The following is a 14,498-nucleotide window of genomic DNA, read 5'->3' as shown; positions in this document are numbered from 1 at the left end:
ACAACCAAACAAAAAAACTAAAAAAGAAAATGAAAAATGCATTCAAATTAAGCTTTTTAGCTTTAGCACTATCTTTATCATTTGTAGCATGTAATTCAGAAAAAAAAGCTGAGGGCGCAGATTCAACTTCTGCAGATTCTACAATGGTAGACACATCTATGAAAGATACAATGGCTACAGACGGCATGGCGGTGGATACAACTGCAAAAGACACCACTACAAAAATGTAATTTTCATCGAAATGAAAAAGAGAAGGCTTTGGAGATCATCCAGAGCCTTTTTGCATAGACCGCTACTTTATTCGATCTAAAAGGATAAAGTCCCGCCAATTTTGGTAAATTTGCCGCAAAAATATAATCCGCATAATGAATTTAACTTCACTTCAAGCCATTTCACCTGTTGATGGTCGATACAGAAAAACAACTGAAAAACTAGCTTCTTATTTTTCAGAAGAAGCTTTAATTAAATATCGTGTTTTTGTAGAGATCGAGTATTTTATCGCGCTGTGCGAAATCAATTTACCAGGACTTGAAAATTTCGATAAAAACCTTTATGCAGAACTTAGAAATATTCATAAAAACTTTACTGAACAAGACGCTTTAGAAATTAAAGAAACAGAAAAAGTAACCAATCACGATGTTAAAGCTGTTGAATATTTTATTAAAAATAAATTTGACGCACTTTCGCTTCAAGAATATAAAGAATTTATCCATTTCGGTTTAACTTCTCAAGACATTAACAACACCGCAATTCCCTACTCTATAAAACTGGCTTTAACCGAAAGTTATTATCCAGCAATAGAAACTTTAATTGGAAAAATAAACGAATTGGCAACAGAATGGGCTAATATCCCAATGCTTGCACATACGCATGGACAACCAGCATCGCCTACTAAACTGGGAAAAGAATTTCTAGTTTTTGCAGATCGTCTTTCTATTCAATTGGCCGCATTAAAAACCATACCGAACAGTGCTAAATTTGGTGGTGCAACCGGAAATTTTAACGCGCACCATATTGCTTATCCACAAATAAATTGGGTAGATTTTTCTAATGAGTTTGTGCAGAACAACCTTGGCTTAACACGTGCGCAACACACTACACAAATTGAACACTACGATCAATTTGCTGCACAATGCGACGCTTTAAAAAGGATTAACAATATTATTATAGATTTGGATCGCGACATCTGGACGTACATCTCTAAAAATTATTTCAAACAGAAAATTAAAGCAGGCGAAATTGGTTCATCGGCTATGCCGCATAAAGTAAACCCAATTGATTTTGAAAATGCGGAAGGTAATGCAGGTATTGCAAATGCTTTATTTGAATTCTTTGCTGCAAAACTACCAATCTCGCGTTTGCAGAGAGATTTAACAGACTCTACGGTTCTGAGAAATGTTGGCGTTCCTTTTGGACATACCATTATTGCCATCCAATCTACGCTACGTGGCTTAAATAAAATTTTACTTAATGAAGCGGCTTTAAATGCAGATTTGGAAGACAATTGGGCTGTTGTTGCAGAGGCCATTCAAACCGTACTTAGAAGAGAAAATTTTCCGAATCCTTATGAGGCATTAAAGGAATTAACCAGAACCAACACGAAAATAAATGCAGAAAGTATTGCCACGTTTATTGAAGGTTTGGCAGTTTCTGAAAGTGTAAAGGTGCAATTGAGAAGCATCACACCATTTAATTATACGGGTGTTTTTTAAGCTGATTAAATTGACGCTAAACAGACAGCTAACCAAAGTTTTATTAACGACTATTTGTTAATTTTGTGCATTCAAATTGATTAAGACATGACGATTAACGTATATACAGAACAGACTCCAAACCCAGCAACCATGAAATTCATGGTGAATAAGTTGTTGATTAATGGCAGTGAGGATTTTGCGAGCAAAGAAAGTGCAGAACATGCGCCATTTGCAAAAGAGTTATTCAAATTCAGCTTTGTTGCTGGTGTGTTTTTTGCCAGTAATTTTGTTACTATCACTAAAACAGAAGATGCAGAATGGCCAGATGTTGAGCCGATTTTGAAAGAATTTGTAAAAGGTGCTGTTGAATCTGAATTGAAAATTAAAGAGGTTGCAGCAGATGAGGCTCCAAGTTTTGAAGGTTCAGAAACTGAGATCAAAATTCAACAAATCCTTCACGATTATGTTCGTCCGGCGGTAGAACAAGATGGTGGAGCAATTACCTACAAATCTTTTGACGAAGGTGTTGTAACGGTAGAACTTCGTGGTTCTTGCAGTGGTTGCCCTTCTTCTACAATCACCTTAAAATCTGGTATTCAGAATTTATTACAGAGAATGGTTCCGGAAGTTACGGAAGTAGTTTCTGAAGCTTTATAATTCGCATTTTTCATAGTTTCCTATATTGTAAAAGGGCTTGCTGAAATTCAGTAAGCCCTTTTTTATACAGTAATAAAAATCTGATTAGTTGAAATTTCGCTTTATGGCTTCAAGCATTTCTGCAGTTAGCAAAGTATTTGTTGCCAGGATTTCTCTTTTTTCGAAATAATCATCTCCGCCAGAGAAATCAAAAACCTGTCCACCAGCCTGCTGTATAATAAAACAACCTGCTGCGAAATCCCATTTCTGCAAATTGTATTCAAAGAAAGCATCAAAACGACCGCAAGCCACATATACCAAATCTACTGCTGCTGCACCAATCCTCCGAACACCGTGGCATTTTTGCATCATCTCTGATAACAATTTTAGATATTTTTGCTGCTCATCAAACTGATAGTATGGAAATCCGGTTGCCAAAAGGCTTGCGCTTAGATCGGGATTTTTAGACACTGCAATTTCCTTTTTATTCAACAATGCTGGTCCGCCTTTGTAAGAATAAAACATCTCACCTCGATTGATTTCGTAAACAACTCCAACAACCGGAAGGTTATCTTCATACAAAGCTATACTTACCGCATAAGTTGGAATACCATGAATAAAATTCGTAGTCCCATCAAGGGGATCAATAATCCATTTGTAGGTTTTACCTTCGCGATTAATGGTTTGTTCTTCTGTTAGAAAACCCGCATCAGGAATTATTTTTTCGAGGTTTTGAACCAACTTCTGCTCTGCGGTTTTATCTACATAAGAAACCATATCATTAAGACCTTTGTATTCAATTTTGTTCAGATCAAATTGCATAGCTTCTTTTCGGATAAAATTTCCGGTGAGGCGAACAATAGAGATCACTTTATTGCATAGTAATTCGTAATTCATAGTTATTTAACAACTAACCGAAAAGGTTGTTGAGATTAATTGAATTTATTAATATTGATTATTGCGCCAATTGGTTCTTATTTCTTAATGCATAAATACTGAGCGCAATACCGCCTACGACTAAGAAACTGGAAATCATTTCTGCTTGAGTGAAAGAAAGGCCAAAAACATGGTATTTAGAATTTACACGAATCAATTCTACACAGAAACGCTCAATGCCATTTAGGATCATATAAATCCCGAACATTAAACCTGGCGCTTTTATTTTATCGCGGATGCTCCAAAGAAATGCAAATAAAAGTAAACAAACAATTACCTCATAAAGTGGTGTCGGATACACACCTTGAGCCAATTCATTACAAAATTTACCTGTACATCCCGGAATCGGAATACCTTCTCCAACAACATTGTTTGGATATTTGTAAGACCAAAGCCAATCCGGCAGCCACGAAAAAGGTTTTGGATTGTTGTTTACAATTCCCCAATCACCATCTCCAGCCATATGGCATCCAATACGGCCAACACCATATGCCAACATCATTCCGGGACCACCTACATCTAACATGTCCAGAGGTTTTATTCCATTTTTTCTGGCAAGATAAAGTACGGCTGCGCCGCCGCAAATTAGTCCGCCATAAAAGGTTAAACCACTAAATGAAAGCAGACGCTCTATCGGGTGCTGAACAAAATCATCCCAGTATTCTAGGTTATCAAAAAACTTTGCTCCAAGAAATCCCCAAACGGCAGCCCAAACAATCAGGTTGCTCATGGTCTGATATGGATGTACCAACACCGTTTTTTCTTGTGGTTTATCCAATTTATATTTGTCTTTTTCTTTATAATCCCAATAGGCAAACAAACCGGCAAAAAATAAACCGCCTAAAAGATTTCCTTTTGCTGACATTAATACCGTTTGTGCATCACTAACGAAAAGACTGTAGTTTAGTAATGCGTAAACGAGTTTGTATCCGATTACAAAACCAAATAAACCGTTCATAATCAGCTCATTGGTTGTTGCCGGTTTACCAATAATCATTTTTTTATGAAAAGCCTTTACAACGCCCAACGCTTCTTTTCGTTTCAACTCTTCTGTGAAAGCCCAGTAGCCTGCAACAAATGCAATAGCAACAAAAACGCCGAAAGTATTAAAGGGCAATGGTAAATTAATTCCGAAGAGATACTCCAGAAAATGCGAGACGGTAGGAAACATATAAAAATATTTGGAGCGAAGATAACAAAGATACCCGAAAGCTTAAAGCTTTAACCAGAATGTTTACAAGCGATGTGACTAGGCTGTGAAATTTCCTGGAAAATCCCCACTGAACACGCGTTGATAGAATTTTTAATACTCTATCAACTCCATTCTAGACAGAGAACTTATTTAATCAATTTCAACAAATCAATCATTTCGGTTTTTTGTTCATTTATGGATGCAAAGTTTTGTTGCTGATCAATATTATTAAACACCTGGGCACTTGCCTTGGCGATGTAATTTGGAAGCCCCTCATCTTTAAGCATTTCGGCAAGTGATTCCATTTCCGTTTTTCGTCTCACAATATGTTTCGGATAAGTTCCGATAATCTTCGAAATATCTTTAATGATACCCGGCATTTTATTTTCAATTTCTTCAAAAAGCGAATGAAGTATCTTATAGTGATTGGCTGCCCTGGCTGTTTCAAAAAATGCCGCAGTAATTGTCTTATTAAATCCAGCAAAACACATCTTAAAAGCAGTGGCAGAGGCAACATTGTCACCTAAATAAACAACCCGGAAACAAGATCCGAAAATCGATTCAAAAGATTTCGAAACTTCACCACTATAATAAATAATACCTTCTTCAGCTACAAATGCCGCGCGACCAATAATACATGCGTTGCAGAATGGTATTACTGCCGATTTAAACATTTCAGAAAGTTTTTCCGCCACTTTTACCGACTTCGCGTTCATATCTATGAAACGTGCTTTGGACTCTGAATCTGTAGCAGCAATATACTTTTTTGCAACCTCAAGTACGGCATTCGGTGGAACCAATGAGATGACAAAGTCTGCTTCTTTAGCGACAGCAGATAATGACGCAAGTGATATAATTCCGCTCAATTTCGCCTGCTTTTTGGTTTCTGTATTACGCTCCTGCAGGTAAGAAATTATTCCATAGCCCTTTTCCATTAAAACCTTGGCAACATGACCACCCATGTCGCCAGGGTATAAGATTGCTATTTTTTCCATTTTTTTAGTTTTCATTCTTTGAATTAGGTTGCCTGATGAAAAAGAAAAGTACCACAGCCAAAGCACTAAGTGCAGTGTATAGTATAAAACCATTTTGATAGCTCCCGGTAAAGTCCTTTATAAGTGAGGCGGAAAGCGGTCCGCCGAGACTTGAAAAAAGTAATAATCCAAGGGTGATCCCACTAATAGACCCTTGAAATTTACTACCAAAATAGTTTGCAAGAATAATTGGCATCAAAGCTATTAATCCCCCTGCGCTCAGGCCGCTTAATATTCCATATGCTATATATAACGTAGTTGCATCACTTGCTTCAATAAAGAAAAACAACCCGCAAGCCTGTAAAGCTGATAAAATAAGGCCAATGATGTAGAGTGGAATCCGATCGGAGAACCATCCTACAGCTAACTTTCCAACAATTGCGAGAGCGCTATACGTAGCAAGAATCCCTGCAGCGTCCGAATTACTAAAACCCATTTCCAATGCATAAGGAATTTTGTTAAGCAACGCCCCTTTCATTGCAAAATCAATAAGATTCCAGGTAATAATGATCAACCAGAAAATACGGCTTTTCAACACTTCTTTTACGGTAAAAAATAGTTCTTTTTTATCTCCTTCCTTTTCAATCGCTTTTTCGTCGGAATCCTTATGATGATTTGGCTGATTTTTCTCAGCTTTGTGGAGAACGAAGAAAACAACCGGCGCAATAATTAAAATGGGAAGGAGTCCAATAATAAGCCAGGCGTTACGCCAGTTGGCCTGATCACCCATGAGGAAAACAATAAGCGGTCCGAGTGCGATAGAGCCAAAATTAGCACCTGACGATACAAGCCCCATTAAAAAACCACGCCGTTTCCGAAACCATTTGGTGATGAAGGGCATGATAAGAGAATTCCCGATACAAGCCTGAGCAATTCCTCCCAAAACAATCATTACCGCTGCAAGCTGCCATAATTGTTGAATCATTGAAATCAGTATAAGCATTAAGCCATTTGCTATTAAACCTGCCGTAAGAATTTTACCGGCACCAACGCCATCAAGAATCTTTCCAACTTTTGGCCCGATGATAGCAGCTACAATGAGTTGAAGTGTAATACATAATGTGATTGAAGATGAACTCCATCCCATTTCTTCTTCCATTGGTGTGACAATAAAGCCAAGCGTCTGCATTCCAATACCTGCACGAATTGCACTGACTAAAACCCCTACAAAGGCAACCCATCCGGTAAGATATGCGAAACTCTCATTATCTTTTTTCGCTAATAAACCCATAACTCATATAATTAAATCATTCAAATTGCATGGGAGGCAAAAAATAGAGATTTTATTACTGAACAAAACCTGAAACATAGGATATTGAACACCTAAGTTTCGAACAGTAACTCAGAAAAAAAGTTTATAGAACCTCTTTATAATCGACGTTCATTCGAAAACTATCGATTATAATGGGATTAAGAAAGACAATTTTATAAGTTGCAAAGAAATGAAACTTAACCAGATGCTTAATGTGCGTAAACGGTTTCCAGTTCAGCCACTTCGACTTCACCATCTGCACTAATATCTATCAGTTTAACAGATTTAAGTTCATTGACCATTACCGGATCGTATTTTGCTCTTACTTTAACATAGTTTTTAGTAAAACCATGCATATAGCCCGCTTTCTGGTCGGCTTCAAATAATACTTCGGCATCTGTACCAATCTGAGATTGATAAAAAGCACGGCGTTTTTTATCAGAAAGAATATGTAACATTTTGCTTCTGTCGTTACGTTCACTTCCTGCAACACGGCCTTCCATTTCTGCAGCAACAGTAAGTTCGCGTTCAGAATAGGTAAATACATGCAAATAAGAGATATCTAATCCGTTTAGAAACTGATAAGTATCTAAAAAATCTTCTTTGGTTTCACCGGGAAAACCTACAATAACATCTACCCCGATGCAGCAATGCGGCATCACTTCTTTAATTTTAGCCACACGTTCCATATACAAATCTCGTCTGTAACGGCGGCGCATTAAACCTAAAATTTTATCAGACCCAGATTGTAAGGGAATATGAAAATGCGGTACAAAACGTTTTGAACCGGCAACAAATTCAATAATTTCATTGCTAAGTAGATTTGGCTCTATTGATGAAATCCGGATACGTTCAATTCCTTCAACTTCGTCCAAAGCTTTCACTAAATCGAAAAATTTATCTTCTCTCTCCCCATTGCGAATACCGAAATCGCCAAGATTTACACCTGTAAGCACAATCTCTTTAACACCACTTTCGGCAATCATTTTTGCTCTGGCGACAACATTTTCGATCGTATCACTACGGCTTGCGCCACGCGCAAGTGGAATGGTGCAATACGTACACGGATAATCGCAACCATCCTGAACTTTCAAAAAAGTACGTGTTCTATCGCCAATAGAATAAGAAGCAATAAAGTTGTGGTTAACTTTTTCTATACTTTGCTGATGAATAACCGCTTTTGGTTGCTTGGTTAAATCGGTAATATACTCTACTATCCGGAATTTTTCTGCCGCACCTAAAACCATATCCACACCTTCAATCTCAGAAATTTCCTGTGGTTTAAGTTGCGCGTAGCAACCAACAATTGTCACAAATGCATTTGGCGAATACTTGAGAGCTTCTTTAACTACCTTTCTGCACTTCTTATCTGCATGATCTGTTACCGAACATGTATTAATAACATACACATCGGCTTGATCCTGAAATTCGACAACTGCATAACCTGCATCGGTGAACAAACGACCAATAGTAGAGGTTTCGGAGAAATTTAGCTTACAGCCTAAAGTATAAAATGCGACCTTTTTCATCTAGCCTGCAAAGATACAAAAATAGATGTGAGTACAACGACAAGACTTTAAGCGGTTTTCTTATTTACAGTTGGTTGACGTGCAGGAAAAAATTTTATAACAGCTAAACATTAGATTTTACAGATACCATTGTTTCAGTTAAATTTCCAAATTATTTTTCATTCCAACGGTAGCTCTCTTGTTGAAACCCCGCCAAATCCATCACCCTACTAATCACAGTTCCGGCAACTTCTTCCAAGGTTTTAGGCAAACTGTAAAAAGATGGACTGGCCGGGCAGATAATCCCTCCGGCTTCAGTAACAATTTTCATGTTATTGATATGAATTAAACTAAATGGCGTATCTCTGACCACAGCGATTAATTTTCGCCTTTCTTTGAGAATAACGTCCGCAGCGCGGGAAATTAAATCATTGGAAATGCCATGGGCAATACGCCCAAGTGTTCCCATTGAGCAGGGAACGATAATCATCGTATCATACTTTGCGGATCCCGATGCAAATGGCGCATTGAAATCGTTTTTGTGATAAAAATTTAAGAAATCATAATTTTTGTAAATATCATTACCTAGCTCGTACTGCCAAACTTCTTTTGCATTATCACTCATCACCAAGCCAACAGATTCAATTTGATCGTTCAGCTTACTAAGTTGATCAAATAAAACCTTTGCATAGATCGATCCGCTTGCGCCGGTAACAGCAACCACAATTTTCTTTTTCATTTGAAACAAAAGTAATTTTTTGTAATTGGATAAAAAATAAAAAAGGGCCAGAACAAAGTTCTGACCCTACATCTACCTATGAAAAACATACCCTCGAAAGGGTAAGAACAAATATATATATTTTTTTAAAAAAAGAACACGATCAACTGTTAAATCTATGAAAAAAATCACTTTTTTTTCATAGATCATTTAAACCATTTATAATCAGATAATTATTTTTATAAAAAAAATAAAATACTCATAAAAAAGACTGATTAAACAGTCAATTAAATTCATTTTACGCAGTATATCAGACAGATTTCTACGGCATAAATACTAAGAAATAGGTAGTCATTGACATAAAAAATACTTACTTATAACAAAGTTTGTATCCAAATGATGCAAACAATATTTTATCAGCCTTAAAAATTTTAAAAAAAACTTCTTTTTAGAAGGTTATTTCGCAACGCCGTAAAAGAAAAATTCTTCACAAGCATAACTTGGGTTCTTGCTGCAGCTACTATTTATCAGCAGAAATACTTAATGTTGATGGATATTTAGCCTGAGTCTAAACACAGTAAAGCAAAGCTGACGGAAGCTAGCCCGTTGGAAAAATCGATAAAAGCGGGTTATAATTTAATTTCTGATACGTTGGTGGCAATTAATCCGGAATCGGTAACGCTGATCTTATAAGAAACTTTACTGTTTATATCCAGACAACCCAGGGCGTCGACAACTTGAAAAACAATATCCTGATCATTCTGATCCACGATAATTCCACTTCCATCAGCATTAATCAATTTGATTACGCCAACATAATTCTGCTCCATAAAACAATTCTAAAACGATACAATTATAGCAATATCCAGTATGATTAATAATACCTATGTAACAATATTAACACAACCAAGAGCTATAAAAAGATATAAAAATCTATGTTTTAAAATTGAAATCCGTGATACGGAGATAGAAACTGACGCTACACAAAGGGAGATAATTATACTAAATCACTCAATAATAAACATTTATAAAACAAATATACAAACAATGTGTTCCCGTATTGAATAATAGTAAAAACATGGAATCGAAAATTAAAGATGAGCTTGTTTGCGTGTCAGAAGAAATGGATTGCAAATACTGGTCAGAGCGCTTAGGCGTTAGTGCAGAAAAGCTTAAAAGTGCCATTCGTGCCACCCGCAGCGCAGCTTTGAGCCAAATTGTTGGTTACCTCAAACAGCAGGAAGTAAAGTTGATTCTGCGATAAGCGAATTTGTTTTAAAAGTGCTAACAGGCAATAACAACTTATTGCCTGATTTTTTGCGCTCAAATTTTTTCGCACCCCAGAAAGTCACCAGACCTATTATTGCCCTTTTTTATCGCAATTTGCTGAATAATTAGAATAGATTTTCGCATAATTCTGGAGATGTCTTCGCCTCGAACCTAGTATAAATACCCGTTTTATAGTTCGGCGGTTAAAACCCGAAATACAGATAAAATTCTCATTTACAGTATTTTACAAAAACAAGTCGGAGCATTTTAAAAAAAAACTATCAGATAGTGGTATGGCTATTGTGGCATTTCTAATACATCCTAACCTATTTTAATATGACACAGATTGAATTCAACCACATGGTTAACAGTCACTCGCTCTCCCTTAAAGTTCATGCCATGAATTTCACCAAAGACCTGGAAGACGCCAATGATTTGGTGCAGGACACAATGTTAAAGGCCATCCGTTTTTACAAGAATTTTCAGGAAGGCACAAACTTTAAAGGTTGGCTTTTTGTAATTATGAAAAACACATTCATCAACAACTACAGAAAAAATGCAAAAGCCAAAAGTATTGTAACACAGGAAGAAGATATTTCTTCAGAAAATTTACTTTACAGTTCAGAAAAAAACGCCTGTGTAGGAAAAATGATCGTTGATGATGTACAAAAAGCCTTGAATATCATCCCCGATACCTACAGCATTCCTTTTATCAAATATTTCGAAGGTTATAAATACCATGAAATTGCTGATCATTTGCAAATTCCGCTCGGAACGGTAAAAACCAGAATCCATGTTGCCCGCGAAATGCTAAAAAGATATCTTAAAACCTACGCAATAAAAGAAGCATAAAAAATTCAACATAAAAAAAGGCATCAATTGATGCCTTTTTTTATAAACTTACCTAATCTGAATTATGGTTTTGGTGCAGCTTCCGGTGCTTTACCAATTAAATCCATAAACTGATCAAGCTTAGGGGTGATGATAATTTGTGTACGTCTATTTTTGGCTTTTCCGGCTGGCGTTAAATTATCTCCAATCGGATTATACTCTCCTCTACCGCCAGCAGTTAAGCGTTTAGGATCTACACCATACTTGGTTTGTAATGCTTGTACAACAGATGAAGCTCTGAGTGCACTCAAATCCCAGTTGTTACGAATGTTGGTTTGTGTAATCGGAACATTATCGGTATTACCTTCAATAAGCACATCATAACCACTGTAATCTTTAATGATTTTAGCAATCTTGCCCAGTGTTTCTCCGGCTTTATCAGAAATTTCATAACTTCCTGATTTATACAACATATTATCTGCCAAAGAAATATACACCACACCTTTCAACACCTGCACATCTACATCGCTAAGTTCTTCTCTGCTTAACGAGCGCGTTAGGTTATTGGTAAGAACAAGGTTAAGTGAATCGCTCTTGTTTTTCGTATTGATAAGTTGCTGAATGTATTTATTTGAACTGTTAATTTCATCTACCAATTTAGAAATGTTCACATTACCCTGACTGCTTGAACTTAAACACTTGTTTAAAGCGTCTTGTAATGCGGCTACGTTTGCACGCTCAGAAGAAATTTGTTCTTCTAAACTTTTAACCCTGCTGTTTGCGCCGGTTAACTCGCGTTGACTATCCTGATATTGATTGCTGAGTTCCTGGTTACGCTCTCTTAATTTAGCGTAGGTGCTTTGTAGTTCTGTATACTTTTTGTTGCTTACACAACCAGAAGCCAATACAATTGCCACAAGCACAAATGGGAATGATTTGTAAAATTTCATAATCTTATTTTTTTATAGAGTAAACAAAATCAGTGCCGTAAAATGATAAGTTTTGTTAAAGTGCCCTAAATCACGTTAAAACCCATAACTCATAAGTATAATCACAAAAAGTGCAAGACAATTTTAAATCGCCTTGCACCTTAATACTGAGTATTTACGCTATTTCGCTCATTTATGGTAAGTAGTTGTACGGCTATCTGCAATTACACCTTTCCAGTTCATGCCGAAACCAAAGTCATAAGTATGTCCATCTAAATCTTTATGGCATTCCATATCGAAAGGAACATCTTCTTTTTGCTTTTCTACGGTAACCATATTTGCCGGCATTTGTATAGGTAACAGTCCCGATGGTTCTGCTTGTCCGGATATAATATCAAGCACAGCTTGAGAAGATACGCCGAAATTTACCACGATTCCATCTACAACAGATTCAAATTCATTAAAGATCATTGGTTTGCTCGCTGTAACAGATACGATAACTGGTTTACCTTTCATCATTTCTTTGGTGTCCAAAATGGTTTGCAAATCCATCGAATTACTTGCTGTAGTGCTTTTGTTGTTGTAAGATCTGTTGGTAATTTCAGGATCTACAACCGGATCTCCAGCAGCTATGCTTTGCGCTCTGGCTTCTGTAGCGGTATAGGCTCCATATTGCAAACTGATTGGCACATAACCATTGTTCCCCTTTTTGCGATCGGCAAGATCATAACCGCCACCTGCACTCAACGGACTATTTACAAATACAATAGCAAAATCTGCATCGGCAGGATTGGATGTCAATGTATAATATTTTTTAATTACATTGGTATCAACCGGAAAATCAAACTGCGCCTGAACATAATTTCCCCACCAATCTTTTGCTGCTGGCGTGTAGATTTTAGGAACGTAAACTTTTTTCGTTTTCATTACCGGTAAAACCGAAGCGTGGTTTTTAAGCATTACAACAGATTTAACCTGTGCATCATAACCAGCTTTCATATATTCTGCTTTACCAACAATTTTTTCGCTTTGTGCAGGATCTAAATACGGATTTTCAAAAAGTCCTACCCTAAAAATATTTTTAAGTAAGCGAATACCAGATTGCTCAAAACGCCCGCGAAATGCTTTCTCGCCAAATTGTTTTACGCCCATTTGGTATGCTTCTAAAACCGGGCCGATGGCATTGTTTCCACCAAACTGATCTACTCCGGCCAAAAGAACTTTATAATGACGCTCTGCAACAGACATTTTTTCTACACCCCAGGATTTTCCTGCAAATTGATCCGGCGTTTTGCCTTCATCGGCAGTAATTAGCCAATCGGTACAAACCACGCCATCGTATTTATATTTATCTCTCAACAAATCCGTTACAAGATATTTGCTAAATCCATTGCCGACATTTTCACCATTCTTTGTATCCTGATTAAATGAAATGGTGTAGTAAGGCATTACCGCCGCAGCCTTACTTGTTTTACCTTCCAGCTTAAACGCGCCATTTATAAAAGGATTGATATGTTCCTGAAGATTATTTCCGGGGTAAACCGCGAATTTTCCGTACGCCCAATGCCCATCTCGCCCACCTTCTTCCGGTCCGCCACTCGGCCAATGTTTGACCATTGCATTTACACTGCCAAAACCCCAACCGTTTTTGATTTCCATTTTTCCTGTAGAAGTTTGGAAACCATCAATATACGCTCGTGCCATATCGGTAGTTAAAGCGCTACTTTCTCCAAACGTCATATTAATGCGGTACCATCGTGGCTCAGTTCCGAGATCTATTTGTGGCGACAATGCTGTTGAAATACCCATAGCACGGTATTCACTTGCTGCAACTGCCCCAAATTGTTTTACAATATTCGGATCAAAAGTTGCGGCCATAGCCAATCCGTCTGGCCAAAGTGAAATTTGCCCGCCCGCACCTTCATTAAATTCTGACGTAGCTTTTGCCGTGTGCCGCGGATCGGTACTGTTATTTGCCGGAATGCCCAAACCCAAACCTTCCACAAATGCCTGCACATTGTTGCTCCACATTGCAGCGTCTTTAGGTGAAGAAATTGTCGTAACCAGAACATGGCGCAAATTATCGTCTTTAAGAAACGCTTTCTGTTGATCTGTAAGATCTGAAGCCTTGGCTCCACTTTGTGCAAAGGTCTTTCTATGATACATCCCCGCGCGAATTCCATTTTCTGCCCCCGGAATAGATTGATGTATGCTGTATAACATTAAACCTGCAATTTGTTCTATGCTCATTTTTTTAACAAGATCTTTTGCCCGTACATCTGCAGACTGACGCCAATCTTCATATAGATCAAGCTTTCCATTTTTGTTCAAATCCTTAAACTTTAAACCTCCAACAGTCAAAATTTTCACTCCAGATTGCGGAGCGTAAGCCAGTGTTGCGCCATTTGGATTGGTGACAATTTGAAAATTTTCTTGTGCGTAAACAGCATTTCCCAATAAAATGCTGACACCCAGCAAAACAAACTTTACTTTCATATC

General features: G+C 37.3%; 14 protein-coding genes. 5 read left to right on the top strand and 9 right to left on the bottom strand.

All coding sequences use genetic code 11. The features are described from left to right. The first annotated feature begins 29 nt into the window (after nucleotides 1–29). The 3 genes from ACJVDH_RS07325 (at nucleotide 30) to ACJVDH_RS07315 (ending at nucleotide 2,351) form a co-directional block, all read left to right on the top strand. Entirely contained in the window at nucleotides 30–230 is a 201-nt protein-coding gene (locus ACJVDH_RS07325) for a hypothetical protein (protein ID WP_443946910.1), read from the top strand. 135 nt (nucleotides 231–365) lie between these two features. Next, the gene (gene purB, locus ACJVDH_RS07320; protein WP_443946909.1) at nucleotides 366–1,712 is read left to right on the top strand and encodes an adenylosuccinate lyase; all 1,347 of its coding nucleotides are present in this window, start codon (nucleotides 366–368) and stop codon (nucleotides 1,710–1,712) included. Between the two features lie 87 nt (nucleotides 1,713–1,799). Continuing rightward, the gene (locus ACJVDH_RS07315; RefSeq protein WP_443946908.1) at nucleotides 1,800–2,351 is read left to right on the top strand and encodes a NifU family protein; all 552 of its coding nucleotides are present in this window, start codon (nucleotides 1,800–1,802) and stop codon (nucleotides 2,349–2,351) included. 84 nt (nucleotides 2,352–2,435) lie between these two features. Here ACJVDH_RS07315 and ACJVDH_RS07310 read toward each other — a convergent pair whose 3' ends face one another. The 7 genes from ACJVDH_RS07310 to ACJVDH_RS07280 all read right to left on the bottom strand — a co-directional run bounded on the left by ACJVDH_RS07310 (nucleotide 2,436) and on the right by ACJVDH_RS07280 (nucleotide 9,800). Beyond that, entirely contained in the window at nucleotides 2,436–3,227 is a 792-nt protein-coding gene (locus ACJVDH_RS07310) for an inositol monophosphatase family protein (RefSeq protein ID WP_443946907.1), read from the bottom strand. Nucleotides 3,228–3,285: 58 nt separating this feature from the next. Further along, nucleotides 3,286–4,437, bottom strand: a complete 1,152-nt coding sequence (locus ACJVDH_RS07305) for a prolipoprotein diacylglyceryl transferase (RefSeq protein ID WP_443946906.1) — start codon at nucleotides 4,435–4,437, stop codon at nucleotides 3,286–3,288. Between the two features lie 167 nt (nucleotides 4,438–4,604). Continuing rightward, nucleotides 4,605–5,468 carry a DUF1932 domain-containing protein gene (locus ACJVDH_RS07300; protein ID WP_443946905.1) on the bottom strand — a complete coding sequence of 288 codons (864 nt, stop codon included), beginning with the start codon at nucleotides 5,466–5,468 and terminating at the stop codon, nucleotides 4,605–4,607. Next, complete coding sequence (locus tag ACJVDH_RS07295) at nucleotides 5,458–6,723, bottom strand: MFS transporter (protein ID WP_443946904.1); 1,266 nt, start codon at nucleotides 6,721–6,723, stop codon at nucleotides 5,458–5,460. The genes ACJVDH_RS07300 and ACJVDH_RS07295 overlap by 11 nt, the downstream gene beginning before the upstream one ends. 230 nt (nucleotides 6,724–6,953) lie before the next feature. Next, complete coding sequence (mtaB, locus tag ACJVDH_RS07290) at nucleotides 6,954–8,273, bottom strand: tRNA (N(6)-L-threonylcarbamoyladenosine(37)-C(2))-methylthiotransferase MtaB (RefSeq protein ID WP_443946903.1); 1,320 nt, start codon at nucleotides 8,271–8,273, stop codon at nucleotides 6,954–6,956. Nucleotides 8,274–8,424: 151 nt separating this feature from the next. Beyond that, on the bottom strand, nucleotides 8,425–8,991 hold the full coding sequence (locus ACJVDH_RS07285) for a UbiX family flavin prenyltransferase (RefSeq protein ID WP_443946902.1): 567 nt from the start codon (nucleotides 8,989–8,991) through the stop codon (nucleotides 8,425–8,427). Between the two features lie 608 nt (nucleotides 8,992–9,599). Next, entirely contained in the window at nucleotides 9,600–9,800 is a 201-nt protein-coding gene (locus tag ACJVDH_RS07280; RefSeq protein ID WP_443946901.1) for a hypothetical protein, read from the bottom strand. 248 nt (nucleotides 9,801–10,048) lie between these two features. On the opposite strand from ACJVDH_RS07280, the gene ACJVDH_RS07275 reads away from it, so the two are divergent. Together ACJVDH_RS07275 and ACJVDH_RS07270 are read left to right on the top strand one after the other, a co-directional pair. Beyond that, a complete protein-coding gene (locus ACJVDH_RS07275; protein ID WP_443946900.1) occupies nucleotides 10,049–10,234 on the top strand; it encodes a DUF3606 domain-containing protein in 186 nt (61 codons plus the stop codon). A 341-nt stretch (nucleotides 10,235–10,575) separates the two neighbouring features. Next, a complete protein-coding gene (locus ACJVDH_RS07270; protein WP_443946899.1) occupies nucleotides 10,576–11,091 on the top strand; it encodes an RNA polymerase sigma factor in 516 nt (171 codons plus the stop codon). Between the two features lie 62 nt (nucleotides 11,092–11,153). Here the strand turns inward: ACJVDH_RS07270 and ACJVDH_RS07265 are convergent, their stop codons facing one another. Then, entirely contained in the window at nucleotides 11,154–12,020 is an 867-nt protein-coding gene (locus tag ACJVDH_RS07265; protein WP_443946898.1) for an OmpA family protein, read from the bottom strand. A 168-nt stretch (nucleotides 12,021–12,188) separates the two neighbouring features. Further along, nucleotides 12,189–14,495 (bottom strand): glycoside hydrolase family 3 N-terminal domain-containing protein, encoded by a 2,307-nt coding sequence (locus ACJVDH_RS07260; RefSeq protein WP_443946897.1) that lies wholly within the window; start codon nucleotides 14,493–14,495, stop codon nucleotides 12,189–12,191. Between the last annotated feature and the right edge of the window lie 3 nt (nucleotides 14,496–14,498).

Source organism: Pedobacter terrestris, assembly GCF_052343045.1.
Lineage (GTDB): Bacteria > Bacteroidota > Bacteroidia > Sphingobacteriales > Sphingobacteriaceae > Pedobacter.
Note: the sequence above shows the minus strand (reverse complement) of the source record. Positions and strands in the feature narration are given on the sequence as shown.